Source organism: Pseudomonas sp. TWP3-2, assembly GCF_049897765.1.
In the GTDB taxonomy this organism is placed as follows: Bacteria; Pseudomonadota; Gammaproteobacteria; order Pseudomonadales; family Pseudomonadaceae; genus Aquipseudomonas.
This window is the reverse complement of record NZ_JAFCWW010000004.1, coordinates 352,621-370,072: the sequence shown is the minus strand read 5'-3', so window position 1 is coordinate 370,072 and position 17,452 is coordinate 352,621. Positions and strand designations below refer to the sequence as shown.

Sequence of the window (17,452 nt, the reverse complement as noted above, 5' to 3'; positions counted from 1 at the left end):
CAGGTTTCCTGGTGGCAATAGATGGCTGTTATGCGATTGACCGCACGCCATGCCCGCAGTGCCAAAGGATTTATGCCAGTACCGCGACAGCCTTGATCTGCGCCCAGAGCTGTTGGCCTGGATGTACGCCGAGTTGATCGCGCGAATAACGTGTGATTCGCGCCAGCAACGGCGTACCACCGGCGTCGAGGCGGATCAACACATGCGCCGCATTATCTGCCGGCTGTTCAGTGACCACTGTGACCGGCAAGCGATTGAGGATGCTGCTGTGTTCGGTGTTTTGCAGCGTCAGGCTGATGTCCCGCGCCTGAACTTTGCAACGCAAGGCCTGGCCCACGGCCAACGGTGCGTGAGTCACGCGAATGCTCAGCAACGTCTCAGGAAGTTGCAGTGTGAGCAATTGATAGTCCGAATCGTAGGCGCTGACCTGACCTTCAATCACCACGCCGGCGTCATCGCCCATCGCCAGCGGCAGGTCGAGGCGGGCGAGGGTTTCGCCGATCGGGCCGCTGGCTAGCGCTTTACCGTCACTGAGCAGGACTAGGTGATCAGCCAGTCGCGCGACTTCATCTTGCGCGTGACTGACGTACAGCACCGGGATATCCAGTTCGTCATGCAGACGCTGTAGATACGGCAGGATTTCGCTTTTGCGCTGACTGTCGAGCGCCGCCAGCGGTTCGTCCATCAGCAGCAGTTTCGGACTGGTGAGCAGTGCGCGAGCAATGCCGATGCGTTGGCGTTCGCCGCCGGACAGGTGCTGCGGATGCCGCTCAAGCAAATGGCCAATCCCGAGCAACTCGGTGGCGTGCGCCATGTCGACCCGGCGTTGAGCTTTTGGAATACGTTTGAAGCCGAATTGCAGATTGGCCAGCACAGACAGGTGCGGGAACAGGCTGGCTTCCTGAAATACATAACCCACCGCACGTTTGTGCGGCGGTACGAAGATGCCGTTGTCACTGTCCTGCCAGACTTGGTTATTGATGCGCACGAACGCCTGCTCGGCGCGCTCAAGGCCGGCGATACAGCGCAGGCAGGTGGTTTTGCCAGAACCGGATTGGCCGAACAGGGCGGTCACGCCCCGGCCGGGTAACTTCAAGTCGACATCCAGACTGAAGCCTGAATACGCCAGTTTCAGACGCGCATCAATCATCGATCAACTCCAGCCCGCGCGGGTCTTGCGGCTGGAATACAGCGCCAGCAACACCACAAACGAAAATACCAACATCGCCCCCGCGAGCCAATGCGCTTGCGCGTATTCCATGGCTTCGACGTGGTCGTAGATTTGCACCGAAACCACACGGGTTTTGTCGGGAATGTTGCCGCCGATCATCAGCACCACGCCGAATTCACCGACGGTATGCGCGAACCCGAGGATCGCCGCTGTGATGAAACCGGGGCGGGCCAGCGGCAGGATCACGCTGAAAAAAGTGTCCCACGCATTGGCGCGCAAGGTCGCGGCCACTTCCAGTGGGCGGGTGCCAATCGCAGAGAAAGCGTTTTGCAACGGCTGCACCACGAACGGCATGGAATACAGCACCGAACCGATCACCAATCCGGCGAAACTGAAGGTAAGCGTGCCGAACCCCAGCCATTGGGTGAACTGGCCGACATACCCGTGCGGACCGAGCGCCAGTAGCAGATAAAAACCAATGACGGTCGGTGGCAACACCAGGGGCAGGGCGACGATTGCGCCGACAGGGCCGCGTAACCAGGAGCGGGTACGCGACAACCACAGCGCAATCGGAGTGCCGATGATCAACAGGATCACGGTGGTCAGGGACGCCAGTTTCAGGGTCAGCCAGATCGCTGCGAAATCAGCACTCGTCAGCGACATGTCAGAGCTGGTAACCGTAGGATTTGATTACCGCAGCGGCTTTCGGGCCTTTGAGGTATTCGACCAGTGCTTTGGCGGCGGCGTTGTCCTTGCCTTTGGTGAGGATCACGGCATCTTGTTTGATCGGGTCGTGCATGCTCGCCGGAACGATCCACGCTGAACCGCTGGTGACTTTACCGTCCTTGTAGATCTGCGACAGAGCAACGAAGCCCAGCTCGGCATTGCCGGTGGAAACGAATTGGTAAGCCTGAGTGATGTTCTGGCCTTCGACGATCTTGGCTTTGCTCGCTTCGGTCAGTTTGAGTTTCTCCAGCACTTGGGTCGCAGCCAGGCCGTAAGGCGCGGCTTTCGGATTGGCAATGGACAGATGTTGGTACTCGTTTTTCTTCAGGACTTCGCCTTCGGAGTCGACGTAACCGTCCTTGGCCGACCACAGCGCCAGCGTGCCGATGGCGTAGGTGAAGCGCGAGCCCTTGACGGTCTCACCTTCTTTTTCGAGCTTCTCCGGCGTGGTGTCATCCGCCGAGAGAAAGACTTCGAACGGCGCGCCGTTTTTGATCTGGGTGTAGAACTGTCCAGTAGCGCCGTAGGCTGCGACCAGTTTGTGCCCGGTGTCTTTTTCGAAATCGGCAGCGATGGCCTGGATCGGTGCGGTGAAGTTTGCTGCGACAGCGACTTGTACTTCATCGGCCTGAACGCTACCGAAAGCGCAGAGCGCGATCAGGGACGCCAGGGTAGTAGGGGCAAAACGTGAGGCACGAATGGTCATGAAACGGCTCCGCTGCGAGGGCTAAAACGCTATATAGCGAAATATATAGCGAAACGCCGTCAGACGGGAAGTGCTGGATGGCTGCGGGAATTCAGCGAGTCAGTTTTTCCCGGGCGCCTTCGGCCAACTGCCGGGTGAGTTCAGCGCTAGTGGTGTCTTTGCCCAAAGGAAACGCCTGACCGGCCCAGAGGTTGCTGAAATCCGCTTCATCTTTGGCGCGTAGTGGCAACAAAGCGCCACCCGCCAGAGGGAAGGCCGGGGCAGAGGGCGACATCGGCCCAATCTCACGCATCACCCGATTGAGAATCCCGCGTGCCGGGCGGCCGGTAAACAGATTGGTGATCGCGGTCTGGCTTTCCTTGGCGGTGCGCAAGGCTTTGTGATGCGCAGCGCTGACTTTTGCTTCGTGGGCAAACAGGTACGCGGTGCCTACCTGCGCCGCCGATGCGCCAAGCATGAATGCCGCTGCGACCCCTCGCGCATCGGCAATCGCCCCGGCGGCAATCACCGGTACACTCACGGCATCGACGATCTGTGGCACCAAGGCAAAAGTGCCGACCTGGGTGCTCAGTTCATCGCTGAGGAACATCCCGCGATGGCCGCCAGCCTCGTAACCCATCGCGATGATTGCGTCGCAGCCATTCTGCTCGAGCCAGATTGCTTCATCGACCGTGGTCGCCGAGGACAGGATTTTTGCGCCGGTGGCCTTGACCCGATCCAGCAGCGACTTCTCTGGCAGGCCGAAGTGAAAACTCACCACTTGCGGGCGAAATTCTTCCAGCACTTCACAGGCCGCGGCATCGAATGGTGCGCGGTTGGACACCGGCGTTGGTGCGTCGAAATCTGCGCCCAGTTCGCGGTAGTAAGGCTCTAACAGATTCTTCCATTCCTGCGCGCGTCGCTCATCGGCAACTGGTGACAGATGGCAGAAGAAGTTCACGTTGAAGGGATTGTTTGTGCCTTGGCGGATGGTTTTCAATTCCTCGCGCAACTGCTCGATGCTGAGCATTGCCGCAGGCATCGAACCCAGTCCGCCGGCGTTACACACCGCAATCACCATCGAAGAGTTGGTGGCGCCGGCCATCGGCCCCTGGATGATCGGCAACTCGATACCGAGTAGATCGAGAATGCGAGTATCTGGCCATTGGCTCATTGATTTTCTCCGACGTCGAAACAGGGCAGGGGCGCTAGAGCGGTTTTTTAACGCAATAAGCCCTGCATGACCAGCCGAGATTTGCAGCCTGCCCGCAGTCTCATCAGCGCCGATGCAATCCGCCGCCTCCGCCAAACGAGTGATTCATGAACTGCGAGGAGTTGTGGAAATTGTTCAGCCGTTGGTTACCGGAATTGCGTGCAGCAGATTCGCGATTGAGGTTTTGCAGCTGGGCATTGTTGTTGACCGGCGCGCGATTGGTGCCGCCCCTGACCATCGACTGCCAGCCATCATCGGTTTTCTTGTAGACGTTGCCGTCATGCCCGGCGTACACGTTGTCGCCGACGCGAGCCGCGCCGCTATTGCGCCCACGAACCCCGCCGTACTGGGTGGTTTTGTCGGTATTCGGGTTGTATACCGCGCCGCGATTGGCCGTGACCTGCGTGCCATTACGCACGTTGCCAGCGGTGACGCGGCCACCGGCAATCGCGCCGCCGTTCGGCCCGGCCACCATACCGCTGCGACCCGCCGCGTAGTTGCCGTTGTAGACGTTGTGGACCGCACCGCGCTGGCCCGCCGTGGCTATCCCGGTGCGCGAGTTATACGACGATCCGACCTGACCGGCCCAGCGATTGCCGGTCCACGCGTTATACCCCGAACCGTAACGACTGACGGTCGCCCGGTCGCCCCATTGCCGGTAGATGTTGCCGGTGGTACCGGCCCAGCCACCGGGGCCCCACGCTACCGCGCCGCCGCGATAGCCATAAGCCGCACCGCCCCAGGCCAGTGGCGCCGGATACAAGCGCGGCCCCCAGGCGTAACCCCAGCCGTAATTGCCCCACCACGGATAAGCGCCCCAGCCCCAGCCGATTGCAGCGGTGCTGCCGCCCCAGCTCCAGCCGAAACCAAAGCCGAACGTCCAGCCGGTCCATGGCGTGTAGCGAATCGCGACGCCGAAACCGTAGGTCACCGGCGGCCCGTACCAGACGCTGCCGACCCACGGCGTGTAGGGGTAACCGGTGCCGTAAACCACCACACCGGTTGCCGGATCGAGAGTCGAGCCTTGATAACCGGGCGTGTAACCGACGACCACGGTGTCGCCGCTGGATTCATAGACTTTGACGTAGGTTAGGTAGTGCATCGGCGAGCTCGGTGGAATCGAATAGATCACCGCTGGCACCGAGCTGGCGACTGCCCACGGCCCTTTGACCGTTGCAGCGGTGAACCAGATACCGTTTTCTACTGCGTACCAACTGTTGTTGTCGATCCGCAGGATCGGCGTGGCGCTGTTGATCACATACTGCAGTGGCGTGCCGTTGATCGCTTTGAGCTGCGGCTCGCCGTCGAACTGCGGTGGGCTCATTTTCACCGCGCTTTTCTTGATCGCCGAGGTTTGCGGAATGGTCGCAGCAATGGCGGCTTCCTTGGCTTGCGGGGTGCCGGCCACCGAAGCTTTGACGTTTTCTTTCGGACTGTCGTCGGGAATGTTGGCGAAATCTGCCGGCAGCTTGTCAGCCGGCGTAAACGTCCACGGACCGTTCATGTCTGCGGCGCGAAACCAGCGCCCGGAAATCAAAACGTAGCTGCTCTGGTCACCAATCTCTTTGAAGATATGTCCGGTGGTGTTGCTGACATACAGCAGTTGCGTGCCCTGAATTGGCTGCCATTGCCCAGCGCCGTCGGTGACGATCAACTCGGTGGGTGTGGTGGCAATGAATATTTTGGGTTGCGGCGGTTTGGCCAGATCCGGGATCTTGTCCTTGGGATCACTCTGGCCCGTCAGCAAATCCACTTGTCGGCTATCTATTGCAGTTTTTTTGGCTTTTTCCAGATCGGCGGACGGCGAGGGCAGGCGTGCGTAGGGGCCGTTCAACTGATCGGCGATCATCCAGCCATTGAATACGTGCAGGTAGTGTTTGCCCTGCGCATCCTTGAGCAGTAGCGGCCGGGTATTGATGACCCGCTGCAGGCCGGTGCCCTCGACCGGCCGGTAGGCGGCTTCGCCGTCGATATACACCAGCAACCCCGGAACGTCCGAGCTGATGATTGTCGGCGGAGTGTTTTCCAGCGTCGCTGCGTCAGCCTGGTGTTCGGCATTGAGTACACCGACTGCAGCCTCCAGTTGATCAAGCGAAATGGTTTTTTTGCGCTTTGCCGCGTCTTTTTTCAAAGCCGCGATCCACATGTCGGCCTGGCTGGCGTCTGCGGGGAAATCGGCTTTAATCAGTTTGTATTGGTCAAGCATCACCCAGCGTGTGGCCTTGTCGACGAGTGTATGAGCACTGAATTGCACGATCCCGTAAGTCGCCTTGCCATCGGCAGCTGTGGCTTCGACTGCCGCGCGCGCTTGCAAGGTGTAGCCATCCCAACTGTCGAGTTGCGGCTGATACACGGTGAGTTTCGCCTTGCCGCTGGTTATGACTTGCGGCCAGCTCGGTTCGACGGCGGCCGGCTCGGCAGCTTTGGGCGCAGGCGCAGCCCAAGCGACATTTACCGTCAGCAAGCAGAGCAGCAGCCATGTAAAAACACTACGCGTGCGGGACATCGTCAACTCCATCGACAGAGGCTTTTCAGTGGCAATCGGGGCCGTCGAAAAAGCATAGTCGCCCGCCGAAGATTCACCCGCTGGTTTTGTGGTTTGGCGGGAAGTCGAGTGGGGCAAAATGTTGCGATGGGATATTCGCGCGTCGGACGGGTTGTAGTGGCCGTCAATCGCTGACAGCAGATTCGCGGGCCAGCAACTCACGCTTGCGCTCCACGCCCCAGCGATAGCCGGAAAGATTGCCATCGCTGCGGACTACGCGGTGGCAAGGGATCGCCACTGCGAGGTGGTTGGCCCCGCACGCCTGAGCAACCGCGCGCATGGATTTTGGCGCGCCGATACGTTGCGCAATGTCGGCGTAGCTTGCAGTGCTGCCCACCGGGATTTCGCGCAAGGCTTGCCAGACGCGCTCCTGAAAGGCCGTGCCGCGCACATCCAGCGGCAGATCGAGGCCGATGGCGGGCGCTTCGATGAAGCCGACGACTTGGGCGATCAGTTGCTCGAACTCGCGGTCTGCGCCGATCAGATTGGCGCGGCGGAATCTGTCCTGCAGGTCGCAGACCAGTTGATGCGGATCGTCGCCCAACAGAATTGCGCAGACTCCGCGCGCGCTCTGCGCCACCAGTATCGCCCCCAGCGAGCACTGCCCGACGGCAAACCGAATGTCATTGTTTTGCCCGGCCGCGCGGTAATCGCCGGGTTTCATCCCGAGCAGTTGGTCGGCAGCTTCATAAAAGCGGCTGTTGGAATTGAAGCCAGCCTCGTAAAGCGCGTCAGTCACCGAGCCGCCATCGGTCAGGCGTTCGCGCACTCGACGCGAGCGATGAGCCGCCGCGTAACCCTTGGGGGTCAGGCCGGTGGCCGCTTTGAACACACGATGGAAATGGAAAGGGCTCAATCCTGCAGCGTGTGCAAGGTCATTCAACGCCGGCAGCGCTTCAGAGGTTTCGATCTGTCGGCACGCCGCTGCAACCTTCGCGGCATGTTGGGCCAGCACTTCAGTCTGATCCCTGCTCGCGCGCTTGCTCGGGCGAAAACCTGCGGCTTCCGCATCTTGTGCGGTATCGAAAAACACCACGTTCTGCGGTTTCGGTAAACGCGCCAGACTGCTCGGGCGGCAATACACCCCGGTGGTCTTCACCGCGTAGACGAATTGGCCATCGGCTTGCGCATCTCGCGCTACGACAGCGGCCCAGCGTGGGTCGGCTTCGGTGGCTGGCGTGGTGGTAGGCGTTTTCATGATGGAGAGTCCGTTGACCTGTTTGATGCAGGTTAACCAGCCGCAGTTGTCGCAACACTCCGACCCTTGCGGTCAAACTTTGCAGGATTACCCGGCGCTGCGAAAGGTCAGATTGACCCGTTGTTCACCCAGGCGCGGATGCTGCCCGGGCTTGATCGGCAATACGCCGTGATAACGCAAGCGATCAACCCCGCCCCAGATCACCATGTCGCCGTGTAACAGTGGAATGCGCTGAGGCTTGTCGCTGCGTTCAAAACCGCCGAACAGGAACATCGCTGGAAGCCCGAGTGATAGCGAGACGATTGGAGCAGCGTAGGCCTTTTCGTCTTTGTCTTGATGCAAAGACATTCTGGCACCGGGAACATAGCGATTGATCAGGCAGGAGTCCGGCGTGAAATCGGCAAATCCCGCATGTGTCGCAGCTGCCCGGGCGAGACTGCAAAAGACCTCGGGCATCCTCGGCCAAGGTTGCCCGGTCGCCGGATCCACTGAAGAATAGCGATACCCTCTACGGTCAGTGATCCAGCCCAGCGCGCCACAACTGCTGGTGGCCACCGACATGCTGAATCCGCCGGGAGTAACCATATGGCGCAGCGCAGCACTTGCGAGAACGACGTCAAGCGCCAGCAGCAACGTATCCATATCGGGCAAGGCAAAACCACGCAACACCCACGATTGCTCGCCGATCTGTTCAGCGCGCGGCGGCTGAGTGGATTCGGTGTCGGCAAACAGATCGAAGGTGGTCTGCATGGTGGTGTGCGCTTTACAGCGCCTTGCTGACGCTGATTTCACTGATGACGTCGTCGGTCTGGCCGTGCAGGGCATCCAGAGCGGCTTTGGCTTCTTCGGGCGTGCCGTTTTCCAACTGAGCGAACTCAAAGCGGCGTTCACCGTTGAGTTTGTATTTGATGACGTACTTGGTCGTTTGGGCCACGGTAATGCTTACCTGTTTGCGTTGGCGAGGCGGCTCAGCTGAGTCGGGTGCTGGAGCGGCGGATGACTTTGATCGAGTGGGTCAGGGTCGGTTTTTTCGTCACACTGATCGCACGGCGATTGACGGTGTCGATGGTAATGTTCCAGAAACCGGTGCTCGGCGCCGTAATGCGGGCCGGGAACGTGTCGAATGCGCCGCCATGATAGGTGTGACGGCCGCCGTTCTTGAAGCTGCGGAAGTTGGCGTCGTTCATCAGACGGATGTTGCAGGTTTGCGAGCATTGAATGACGACAATGTCGTCTTCGTTGAGGTGTTCGCGCTGGTGAATAAATTTCATGTGCGCCTCCAGAAGGGCTTTTTCTACAAAATCAAAACGATAGCAGGGCAATTTTGCCGCAGTTTATCAGTCCGGACAGGTTATTATCCGGCCGTCGGGCGCCGCTTTGACAATTTAAAACAGTTATTCGCGATTCGTTGCGCGTTAAATGCAGTACGCCCGGAGAAAAACAGCATTCGTGCTGTCGGAGGGTCTTTATGGAGATTTTGTATGAAGTGGGGTGTTGTGTGTCTGCCGTTGGTTTTGGCAATGGGTGGTTGTGCGAACGTTTCAGAGATCAATGAAACGTTGCCCACCGTGAACGTCATTTCCGGCAAGAAGCCCCATGAGTATGCGCAGTGCCTGGAAGACAAGCTGGCCAACAGCCGCGGTGCCTTGCAGATGGAAGCGCACAAAGACGGTGTCCGGGTCATTGTTCCAGGCAAGCTCGCGTCGGGTCCGGCGGCGGTATTTGACATTGACGACCGCTCCGGCGGCAGCAGCATCAAGCTGCACGAGCGCATGTCCAACGTTCCGATGCGCCCGCGCGATGTGCGCAATGCCGCTACGGCGTGCATCTCCGGCTGATAGAATGTCGGCGGTCAGCATCAATGCCGCCCAAGTCACGCTTGGGCGGCATTGTCATATCTGGAGATACGCATGAAGCGCGAGCAAGTACGGGAACGGCATGCAGAAGGCCTTGTTTCTGCCACCCACGTTATCCAGAACCCTGCCAATTCGGGCGAATGGATCGTGTTTTTCAAGAAGAGCGCCGGGCGCAGCTACTTTTTGGTGGACGATAACGACGAAGTCGAATCTTTCGCCCGGCTCGATGACTTGATCGAAGTCGTCCGTGGCCTGGGAATCAAATTCGCCGAAATCCACATGTAAGGCTTACTTGCAGACCACCACCACGCTGCGGTTCTTGTAGTTGCCGACGTCTACGCCAAGGGTCTTGTCGCTTTCTTTGGGAGCTGGTGTGCCGTCAGTGCCAACGATGTTGTAGCCGGTGCCCGCGCAAGAGGCGTCGGCTTTCTCGTAGCAGGTGGCCCAGGAGTTGGCCTCGCCAGAGCAATCGATGCTCAGACCTTGCTGGCCGTTGTTCAGGTAGGTGGTCTGCGAGGTGGCGCAACCGCCCAAAGTCAGCAAAGCAATCATTGGCAGCATGCTGGTGAAAGTGTGAGTGTTCATGGTGATATCGTCTTCGAGAGGAGGGGGCTAGACGCTCTGACAGCGCCGAAATGAAAAGGTTATAGCGATTGGCCATATCTGCGCAAAGATCCACAAAAAAGCCCTGCGCGACGGCAGGGCTTTGATGTTGGGGCTGATCAGTCCTGATCTTTACCGCGGCGTTTCGGCGCGGGCGGCGTGTAATCGAGTACCGACGCCACTTCAATCGCCATCGCTTCGGTGGGCAATGGCCCGGACACATCTTCACCGTTCGCGGCGGTGATATGCCACTGGCCGTCTTTTCCCTTGTCGACGGTATAACCGTTGATGATCTTTGCTGCGGACATCTATCTGCCTCGTTGAAATCGTTCAAAGGCGCCATGATACCGGCAAATGCTCGCCACGGCTGCTTATAAGCGTAGGGTAAATCGGTTCGCCGGCGTCATTGAGCTACTCTGCTCTGACCGTCTCGACGTTGCGACGGAACTAACGGCGAGAATATTTCTCTATGTTGACATCGGTTAGCCAGTGCGGGGCATTGTAAGGTGCACGCCGCCTGATTAGACTGCGCCGAAACTCGTACACACAGCCCTTTCAAGGACTTTTATGATCAAGAAATGCTTGTTCCCAGCAGCCGGTTACGGTACTCGCTTCCTCCCAGCGACTAAGGCCATGCCCAAAGAAATGCTGCCGGTGGTAAACAAGCCACTGATCCAGTACGGCGTTGAAGAAGCTCTGGACGCTGGCCTGAACGAAATCTCCATCGTTACCGGTCGTGGCAAGCGCGCTCTGGAAGACCACTTCGACATCAGCTACGAGCTGGAAAACCAGATCAAAGGTACCGACAAAGAGAAATACCTGGTCGGTATCCGCAAACTGTTGGACGAGTGCTCGTTCTCCTACACTCGTCAGACCGAGATGAAAGGCCTCGGCCACGCCATCCTGACCGGTCGCCCGCTGATCGGTGACGAACCGTTTGCGGTAGTGCTGGCGGACGACTTGTGCGTCAACCTCGAAGGCGACGGCGTTCTGACCCAGATGGTCAAGCTGTACGAACAGTACCGCTGCACCATCATTGCGATCCAGGAAGTCGATCCGCAGGAAACCAACAAGTACGGCGTTATCGCCGGCGAATTGATTGCTGACGACCTGTACCGTGTGCGCAACATGGTTGAGAAACCAGCTCCGGAAGATGCACCGTCGAACCTGGCGATCATCGGTCGTTACATCCTGACCCCGGACATCTTCGAGCTGATCAAGCAAACCGAGCCCGGCAAAGGCGGCGAGATCCAGATCACCGACGCCCTGATGAAACAGGCGAAAAACGGTTGCGTGATTGCCTACAAGTTCAAAGGCAAGCGCTTCGACTGCGGTGGTGCTGAGGGTTACATCGAAGCAACCAACTTCTGCTTCGAGAACTTCTATAAGACGGGCAAGGCTTACTGATAGCGCCTGCATCGTCTGTTTGAAAAAACCACCTTCGGGTGGTTTTTTCATTTTCCGCCCCTATATGCATGGCAACGCTTGCCCAAAAGATGCCGGTGGGTATGCTGATCCCCTGCCGAGGAGATAGAAATGGCCTACGATTTTGATCTTTATGTGATTGGCGCCGGTTCCGGCGGTGTGCGCGCTGCGCGGTTTGCTGCCGGTTTCGGTGCGAAAGTGGCGGTGGCCGAGAGCCGTTATCTGGGGGGTACTTGCGTCAATGTCGGCTGCGTGCCGAAAAAGCTGTTGGTGTACGGCGCGCATTTCGCTGAAGACTTCGAGCAATCCTCGGGTTTCGGCTGGACACTGGGTGAAGCCAAATTCGATTGGGCGACGCTGATCGCTAACAAGGATCGCGAGATCAATCGCCTGAACGGGATTTATCGCAATCTGCTGGTCAACAGCGGCGTGACCTTGCATGAAGCGCACGCGAAAATTGTTGGCCCGCATGAAGTCGAGGTCAACGGTGAGCGTTTCACCGCGAAAAACATTCTGATCGCCACGGGCGGCTGGCCGCAGATTCCGGAAATTCCGGGGCATGAGCACGCGATCAGTTCGAATCAGGCGTTTTTCCTCAAAGAACTGCCGAAGCGCGTATTGGTAGTTGGCGGCGGTTACATCGCGGTCGAGTTTGCCGGGATTTTCCACGGTTTGGGCGCGAACACCACGCTGCTGTATCGCGGCGATCTGTTCTTGCGCGGCTTCGACGGCGCCGTGCGCAAGCATTTGCACGAAGAGCTGACCAAGCGTGGCATGGATCTGCAATTCAATGCGGACATTGAGCGCATCGACAAACAGGCCGATGGCAGCCTCAAAGCCACGCTCAAGGATGGTCGTGTGCTGGAAGCGGACTGCATTTTCTATGCGACTGGTCGGCGTCCGATGCTCGACAACCTCGGGCTGGAAAACACTGACGTGGCGCTCGACGACAAGGGCTTCATCAAAGTCGATGAGCAGTATCAAACCACCGAGCCATCGATTCTCGCGCTGGGTGATGTGATTGGGCGGGTGCAATTGACGCCAGTTGCATTGGCGGAAGGCATGGCTGTAGCGCGACGTCTGTTCAAGCCTGAGCAATATCGCCCGGTGGATTACAAGATGATCCCGACCGCGGTGTTCAGCCTGCCGAATATCGGTACGGTCGGTTTGACTGAAGAAGAGGCGCGCGACGCCGGTCATGATGTGGTGATCTACGAAAGCCGCTTCCGCCCGATGAAGCTGACACTGACCGAGTGCCAGGAGCGCACGCTGATGAAGCTGGTGGTCGATGGCAAGACTGACAAGGTCTTGGGTTGCCACATGGTCGGCCCGGATGCCGGTGAAATCGTGCAAGGGCTGGCGATTGCCTTGAAGGCCGGCGCGACCAAGCGTGACTTCGACGAAACCATCGGGGTGCACCCGACGGCCGCCGAAGAATTTGTCACCATGCGTACGCCGGTCGGCGCTTAAGCGTTTTTCGACCCAGCTGCGTCTGGCGCTGCCGCAACGGTAGCGGCCAGACGCAAGCTGTCATCCAGACTGGCCTGAACCTTGGCCAAATCCTTTTCCAGTGAGTGATTGAGCTGCGTCTGTTCGTCGACGTTCTGCTTGAGCGTCTGGCTTTCCAGCAGGGCCACGCGCAAGCGTTCCTGGAGGAGGGTGCGTTCGCTATCGACGCGGGTGGCTTGCTCGAGCAATTGATCCTGACGCTGATTGCTGTGCTTGAGTTGATCCTGCAACAGATTCAGTTCGCGCAACGTGCCACGGTTTTCCGTCAGCAGGCGCTCGTTGTCGCGGTGCAACTGAGTGATTTCGTCCTGGCGTACCAGTGCGCTTTGCTGGGACTGGCGCAACTCCATCTGCAATTGCTGCACCTGTCCTTCGTGACGACTCTGTTCCTGTTCGCGCTGTTCCTTGGACGCGTTGCGATAGTGCTCAAGCGCATCGCGGGCGTGCAGGTGTTTTTCTTCCAGCGAGCGGATCTGCTCGTCCTTGTCCTGCAAACGTAATTCGAAATCTGCCAGCGCCTGATTCAAACCGGCGTTGCGGGTCTGTTCGGTCTGCAACATTGAGCGGGTGTTGTTCAGCGCTTCGGATTCGCGGGCGAGGGCGGCGGCCTGGATCTCGTGTTGCTGCTCCAGTTGCGCATGTGCCTGGCGCGCTTGATTCAGCTCGGTTTCCAGCGTCTGGCGCTGTTGCTCGTATTGCTCGCGAGCCTGATCGATAGGCTCTTGCGCCTGCTCTTTCAGGCGTTGCGCCAGGCGTGAGACCAGTGCTGCCAGCTCGTCATCGATCGGTTCTGCTGAGGCTTCCGCAGGTTCACGGCCGTCATCCAGCTCCTTCAAATAACGATGAATCGTGGTTTTTGAGCCAGTGTTGCCCATTTCGATGCGTACAGCGTCGATGCTTGGGTGTTCGCCGCGAGCCAGAATCGCTGTGCGCGCGATCTGAACCACTGCTTTGTTTATGCCGCCACGGGCCATGATCACTCCTACGGTTTTGTACTGTGGTACGTACCACTAAAGTACGCAGTGTACCATGCTGAATATAAAGTTAAATGCTGGCCAATTGTCAGGCGGGATATACTGGTATTACCCCGTGTGATGCGCTGTAATTTGATTTTCAGCCTCCAAATCAGTACGCCAGCGAGAAAACAACCCATGAGCGATCTGGATCGCTATCTGCAAGCCGCCACCCGCGATAACACGCGCCGTAGCTATCGCGCGGCCATCGAACACTTCGAAGTCAGTTGGGGAGGGTTTCTGCCGGCGACGGCTGACAGCGTCGCGCGGTATCTGGTGGCGCACGCCGGTGTGTTGTCGATCAACACGCTCAAGTTGCGCCTGTCAGCGCTGGCGCAGTGGCACAACAGTCAGGGCTTTGCCGATCCGACCAAGGCGCCGGTAGTGCGTAAAGTCTTCAAGGGCATTCGCGCGCTACACCCGGCGCAGGAGAAACAGGCCGAGCCGCTGCAACTGCGCGATCTTCAACTGGTTGTGGAATGGCTTGAGAAGGAAATCGAGGAAGCGAGAGAAAACCATGATCAACCTTCGCTGCTCAGGGCCTGCCGAGATCGCGCGCTGATTCTGCTGGGCTTCTGGCGCGGCTTTCGCAGCGATGAACTGTGCCGCTTGCAGGTCGAGCATGTGCAGGCGCATGCCGGCAGCGGCATCACCTTGTACCTGCCGCGCAGCAAGGGCGACCGGGAAAATCTCGGCCAAACCTACCAGACGCCGGCACTGCTCAAGCTGTGTCCGGTTCAGGCCTACATCGAATGGATTACCGAAGCCGCGTTGGTGCGAGGACCAGTCTTTCGCGGTGTCGACCGCTGGGGCAATTTGAGCAAGGAGAGCTTGCACGCCAACAGCGTGATCCCGTTATTGCGCCAAGCGCTGGAGCGTGCCGGAATTGCTGCCGAGCAGTACACCAGCCATTCGCTGCGTCGCGGCTTCGCCACCTGGGCGCATCAAAGTGGCTGGGATCTGAAATCGTTGATGAGTTATGTCGGCTGGAAGGATATGAAGTCGGCAATGCGCTATGTTGAAGCCAACCCATTTCAAGGGATGGTTCGGGTTACGGAAAAACCGCTGTCGCCGTAGATATCGTTTTCTTCTATTAATACTGTTCTCTAATAGCGAAAACCAATCAGCAGCATCAGGTTTGCCAATGAGCCATCCGTCGAGTGAGTGGGTAGGATTCACCCCATCAACTTCTCAACCCTGACGGAGAGTCATCAATGCCTATCATCAACAGCCAAGTAAAACCGTTCAAAGCTACCGCGTTCAAAAACGGCGACTTCGTACAAGTCTCGGACGCTGACCTGAAAGGCAAATGGTCCGTAGTGTTCTTCTACCCAGCCGACTTCACCTTCGTTTGCCCAACCGAACTGGAAGACCTGGCTGACAACTACGCTGAATTCAAGAAGCTCGGCGTCGAAATCTACAGCGTTTCCACCGACACCCACTTTGCTCACGCTGCCTGGCACAACACCTCGCCAGCCATCGGCAAAATCCAGTACACCATGATCGGCGACCCGACTCAGGTCATCTCCCGCAACTTCGACGTACTGATCGAAGAAGCTGGTCTGGCTGACCGTGGCACCTTCGTGATCAACCCTGAAGGCCAGATCAAAATCGTTGAACTGAACGATGGCGGTGTTGGCCGTGACGCTTCCGAGCTGCTGCGCAAAATCAAGGCTGCTCAGTACGTCGCTGCTCACCCAGGCGAAGTTTGCCCAGCCAAGTGGAAAGAAGGCGAGGCCACTCTGGCTCCGTCCCTTGACCTGGTCGGCAAGATCTAAGTCTGTGACACGCAACTCAGGGCGGACATCCGCACCTACTCAGTAAGCTGCACCGCCCTGTAAAACGCCCGGGCGAGATTCGCTCGGGCGTTTTTTTTCGCCTCAAATAAAGTCAGGAGATCGCCCGTATGTTGGACGCCAATCTTAAAGCCCAGTTGAAATCGTACCTGGAACGGGTCACCCAACCGATCGAGATCGTTGCTTCGCTCGACGACGGTGCGAAATCCCGTGAAATGCTCGACCTGCTGAGAGACGTTGCCAGTCTTTCCAGCCAGATTACCTTGATCGACAGCGGCGACGATGCACGCAAGCCGTCGTTCTCGATCAATCGCCCCGGTGCCGATATCAGCCTGCGTTTCGCTGGCATTCCGATGGGCCACGAATTCACTTCATTGGTGCTGGCCCTGCTGCAAGTCGGCGGCCACCCATCGAAGGCCAGCGCTGAAGTGATCGAGCAGATTCGCTCGCTCAAAGGCGAATTCAACTTCGAAACTTACTTTTCGCTGTCGTGCCAGAACTGCCCGGACGTGGTCCAGGCGCTGAACCTGATGGCAGTGCTCAACCCGAACATCCGTCACGTCGCTATCGATGGCGCGCTGTTCCAGGACGAAGTTAATGATCGCAAGATCATGGCCGTACCGAGCCTCTACCTGAACGGTGAAAACTTCGGTCAGGGCCGCATGGGCCTGGAAGAAATCCTCGCCAAACTCGACACCGGCGCCATTGAGCGTCAGGCCGAGAAAATCAGCGGCAAAGCAGCGTTTGACGTGTTGGTCGTCGGCGGTGGTCCGGCCGGAGCTTCGGCGGCGATCTACGCTGCACGCAAAGGCATTCGCACTGGCGTCGCGGCCGAGCGTTTTGGCGGTCAGGTGCTGGACACCATGGCCATCGAGAACTTCATTTCCGTGCAGGAAACCGAAGGCCCGAAGCTGGCAACTGCACTGGAAGAACACGTCAAGCAGTACGACGTCGACATCATGAACCTGCAACGCGCCGACAGGCTGATCCCGGGCAAAAACGGTGAGCTGCATGAAGTGCACTTCGCCAGCGGCGCGACCCTCAAGGCCAAGAGCGTAATTCTGGCTACCGGGGCGCGCTGGCGTGAAATGAACGTGCCGGGCGAGCAGCAATACCGCAACAAAGGCGTGGCGTACTGCCCGCACTGCGATGGTCCGCTGTTCAAAGGCAAGCGTGTAGCGGTGATCGGCGGCGGTAACTCCGGCGTTGAAGCGGCTATCGATCTGGCCGGCATCGTTGCCCATGTGACCCTGCTTGAGTTCGACGTGCAACTGCGTGCCGACGCGGTACTGCAACGCAAGCTGCACAGCCTGCCGAACGTCACCGTGATCACCAGTGCGCAAACCACTGAAGTCACTGGCAATGGCGAGAAGGTCAACGGTCTGGTTTACAAGGATCGTCAGTCTGACGAGCTGCGCACAGTCGAGCTGGAAGGGATCTTCGTGCAGATTGGTTTGCTGCCGAACACCGACTGGCTCAAAGGCACCATCGAGCTGTCGCCGCGCGGAGAGATCATTGTCGACAACCGTGGTGAAACCTCGATCCCCGGAATCTTCGCTGCCGGTGACGTGACCACTGTGCCGTACAAGCAGATCGTGATTGCGGTGGGCGAGGGCGCCAAGGCTTCGCTGAGCGCGTTCGATCACTTGATCCGTACTTCGGCTCCGGCTTAAACGGCAGTCTGGAAAGAAAAAAACCCGTCAGCGATGACG

Annotated in this window: 19 protein-coding genes; 7 read left to right on the top strand and 12 right to left on the bottom strand. The window is 58.5% G+C overall.

The window, feature by feature from the left end; all coding sequences use genetic code 11:
• Window positions 1-70: 70 nt before the first annotated feature.
• The 9 genes from modC to ACP7EE_RS09200 form a co-directional block, all read right to left on the bottom strand.
• Window positions 71-1,150 carry a molybdenum ABC transporter ATP-binding protein gene (gene modC, locus ACP7EE_RS09240; RefSeq protein WP_426234300.1) on the bottom strand — a complete coding sequence of 360 codons (1,080 nt, stop codon included), beginning with the start codon at window positions 1,148-1,150 and terminating at the stop codon, window positions 71-73.
• A gap of 3 nt (window positions 1,151-1,153) precedes the next feature.
• Window positions 1,154-1,834 (bottom strand): molybdate ABC transporter permease subunit, encoded by a 681-nt coding sequence (gene modB / locus ACP7EE_RS09235; protein WP_426205874.1) that lies wholly within the window; start codon window positions 1,832-1,834, stop codon window positions 1,154-1,156.
• Window position 1,835: 1 nt separating this feature from the next.
• The gene (modA, locus tag ACP7EE_RS09230; protein WP_426234299.1) at window positions 1,836-2,603 is read right to left on the bottom strand and encodes a molybdate ABC transporter substrate-binding protein; all 768 of its coding nucleotides are present in this window, start codon (window positions 2,601-2,603) and stop codon (window positions 1,836-1,838) included.
• A 91-nt stretch (window positions 2,604-2,694) separates the two neighbouring features.
• Complete coding sequence (locus ACP7EE_RS09225) at window positions 2,695-3,756, bottom strand: NAD(P)H-dependent flavin oxidoreductase (protein WP_426234298.1); 1,062 nt, start codon at window positions 3,754-3,756, stop codon at window positions 2,695-2,697.
• Window positions 3,757-3,859: 103 nt separating this feature from the next.
• Entirely contained in the window at window positions 3,860-6,301 is a 2,442-nt protein-coding gene (locus ACP7EE_RS09220) for an autotransporter (RefSeq protein WP_426234297.1), read from the bottom strand.
• 163 nt (window positions 6,302-6,464) lie between these two features.
• Window positions 6,465-7,538, bottom strand: a complete 1,074-nt coding sequence (gene ada / locus ACP7EE_RS09215) for a bifunctional DNA-binding transcriptional regulator/O6-methylguanine-DNA methyltransferase Ada (RefSeq protein WP_426234296.1) — start codon at window positions 7,536-7,538, stop codon at window positions 6,465-6,467.
• An 87-nt stretch (window positions 7,539-7,625) separates the two neighbouring features.
• Window positions 7,626-8,288 (bottom strand): DNA oxidative demethylase AlkB, encoded by a 663-nt coding sequence (gene alkB, locus ACP7EE_RS09210; RefSeq protein WP_426234295.1) that lies wholly within the window; start codon window positions 8,286-8,288, stop codon window positions 7,626-7,628.
• 13 nt (window positions 8,289-8,301) lie between these two features.
• A complete protein-coding gene (locus tag ACP7EE_RS09205; RefSeq protein ID WP_426234294.1) occupies window positions 8,302-8,472 on the bottom strand; it encodes a hypothetical protein in 171 nt (56 codons plus the stop codon).
• Between the two features lie 34 nt (window positions 8,473-8,506).
• Window positions 8,507-8,809 (bottom strand): DUF1883 domain-containing protein, encoded by a 303-nt coding sequence (locus tag ACP7EE_RS09200; RefSeq protein ID WP_426205880.1) that lies wholly within the window; start codon window positions 8,807-8,809, stop codon window positions 8,507-8,509.
• 210 nt (window positions 8,810-9,019) lie between these two features.
• Here ACP7EE_RS09200 and ACP7EE_RS09195 point away from each other — a divergent pair, with 210 nt between their 5' ends.
• On the top strand, window positions 9,020-9,376 hold the full coding sequence (locus tag ACP7EE_RS09195; RefSeq protein ID WP_426205933.1) for a hypothetical protein: 357 nt from the start codon (window positions 9,020-9,022) through the stop codon (window positions 9,374-9,376).
• A gap of 72 nt (window positions 9,377-9,448) precedes the next feature.
• Complete coding sequence (locus tag ACP7EE_RS09190) at window positions 9,449-9,679, top strand: hypothetical protein (protein ID WP_426205881.1); 231 nt, start codon at window positions 9,449-9,451, stop codon at window positions 9,677-9,679.
• A gap of 3 nt (window positions 9,680-9,682) precedes the next feature.
• Here ACP7EE_RS09190 and ACP7EE_RS09185 read toward each other — a convergent pair whose 3' ends face one another.
• Together ACP7EE_RS09185 and ACP7EE_RS09180 are read right to left on the bottom strand one after the other, a co-directional pair.
• Window positions 9,683-9,979, bottom strand: coding sequence for a hypothetical protein (locus ACP7EE_RS09185; protein ID WP_420649101.1), 297 nt, complete (start codon window positions 9,977-9,979; stop codon window positions 9,683-9,685).
• A 137-nt stretch (window positions 9,980-10,116) separates the two neighbouring features.
• Entirely contained in the window at window positions 10,117-10,305 is a 189-nt protein-coding gene (locus ACP7EE_RS09180) for a hypothetical protein (protein ID WP_426205882.1), read from the bottom strand.
• 259 nt (window positions 10,306-10,564) lie between these two features.
• Between ACP7EE_RS09180 and galU the strand changes: the two genes are divergently transcribed.
• Together galU and gorA are read left to right on the top strand one after the other, a co-directional pair.
• On the top strand, window positions 10,565-11,404 hold the full coding sequence (gene galU / locus ACP7EE_RS09175; RefSeq protein WP_426234293.1) for a UTP--glucose-1-phosphate uridylyltransferase GalU: 840 nt from the start codon (window positions 10,565-10,567) through the stop codon (window positions 11,402-11,404).
• A 129-nt stretch (window positions 11,405-11,533) separates the two neighbouring features.
• Window positions 11,534-12,892, top strand: a complete 1,359-nt coding sequence (gene gorA / locus ACP7EE_RS09170) for a glutathione-disulfide reductase (protein ID WP_426234292.1) — start codon at window positions 11,534-11,536, stop codon at window positions 12,890-12,892.
• On the opposite strand, the gene ACP7EE_RS09165 is transcribed toward gorA, so the two are convergent.
• Window positions 12,889-13,905: a DNA-binding protein gene (locus ACP7EE_RS09165; RefSeq protein ID WP_426234291.1), complete on the bottom strand. Its 1,017-nt coding sequence runs from the start codon at window positions 13,903-13,905 to the stop codon at window positions 12,889-12,891. The genes gorA and ACP7EE_RS09165 overlap by 4 nt on opposite strands.
• A gap of 177 nt (window positions 13,906-14,082) precedes the next feature.
• Between ACP7EE_RS09165 and ACP7EE_RS09160 the strand changes: the two genes are divergently transcribed.
• From ACP7EE_RS09160 to ahpF, 3 genes are all read left to right on the top strand, one after another.
• Window positions 14,083-15,021: a site-specific integrase gene (locus ACP7EE_RS09160; RefSeq protein ID WP_426234290.1), complete on the top strand. Its 939-nt coding sequence runs from the start codon at window positions 14,083-14,085 to the stop codon at window positions 15,019-15,021.
• A gap of 137 nt (window positions 15,022-15,158) precedes the next feature.
• Window positions 15,159-15,722 carry an alkyl hydroperoxide reductase subunit C gene (gene ahpC, locus ACP7EE_RS09155; RefSeq protein ID WP_420649094.1) on the top strand — a complete coding sequence of 188 codons (564 nt, stop codon included), beginning with the start codon at window positions 15,159-15,161 and terminating at the stop codon, window positions 15,720-15,722.
• A gap of 128 nt (window positions 15,723-15,850) precedes the next feature.
• Window positions 15,851-17,413: an alkyl hydroperoxide reductase subunit F gene (gene ahpF, locus ACP7EE_RS09150; RefSeq protein ID WP_426234289.1), complete on the top strand. Its 1,563-nt coding sequence runs from the start codon at window positions 15,851-15,853 to the stop codon at window positions 17,411-17,413.
• Window positions 17,414-17,452: the final 39 nt, after the last annotated feature.